2 protein-coding genes are annotated in these 822 nt (G+C 78.3%); both read left to right on the top strand.

The window, feature by feature from the left end:
* The coding region (locus tag B7767_RS42545; RefSeq protein WP_179167559.1) for an HAD hydrolase-like protein at window positions 1–244 on the top strand (244 nt) is incomplete at its 5' end.
* The coding region (locus B7767_RS42540) for a glycosyltransferase family 9 protein (RefSeq protein WP_143653005.1) at window positions 241–822 on the top strand (582 nt) is incomplete at its 3' end. The genes B7767_RS42545 and B7767_RS42540, both read left to right, overlap by 4 nt.

Genomic DNA, 822 nt, shown 5'->3' with positions numbered 1-822 from the left:
GGACCCGGCCGACTGCGTCGTCATCGGCGACATCGGCGCCGACGTGGAGGCCGCGCACCGCGCCGGTGCCCACGCCCTCCTCGTCCCCCCCCCGCAGACCCGCCCCGAGGAGATCTCCGCGGCCCCCCACGTGGCCCCGGACCTCCCGACGGCGGTACACGTGCTCCTCACCGGCCCGCCCTGGGACCGGCCGGACGCGGGCACCCGCGGGACCGGGCGCCCGCTGCAGGGGAGGCCCGTGTGAAAGCCCTCGTCACCCGGCTCGACAGCTTCGGCGACGTACTGCTCGCCGGGCCCGCGGTGCGGGCCGTCGCCGCCCGTGCCGACAGCGTGACCCTGCTGTGCGGGCCGCACGGGGCGCCCGCCGCGCGGCTGCTGCCCGGCGTGGACGAGGTGCTCGTCTGGGACTCGCCGTGGACAGGGTTCCAGCCGCCCGAGGTCAGCCGGGAGGAGATCGACGGCATCGTCGCCGCCGTCGACGCCGACAGCGCGCTGATCCTCACCTCCTTCCACCAGTCCCCGCTGCCCACCGCCCTGCTGCTGCGGCTGGCCGGCGTCCGCTTCATCGCCGCCGACAGCGAGGACCACCCCGGCTCCCTCCTCGACGTGCGCCACCACCGCGCCCCCCACGCCCACGAGGCCGAGGCCGCGCTCGAACTCGCCGAGGCCGCCGGTTTCCCCCGGGTCGACGACGGACGGCTGCGGGTGCTCCCGCCGCCCGCGACCGGGGCGCTGACCGGGCCCGGGGAGTACGTCGTCGTCCACCCGGGCGCCAGCGTGCCCGCCCGCGCCTGGAGCCCCGACCGCTGCGCGCAGGCGGTG

The sequence above is a fragment of the Streptomyces sp. 13-12-16 genome, from assembly GCF_002114215.1.
Lineage (GTDB): Bacteria > Actinomycetota > Actinomycetes > Streptomycetales > Streptomycetaceae > Streptomyces.
This window is presented reverse-complemented; position numbering and strand designations above follow the sequence as displayed.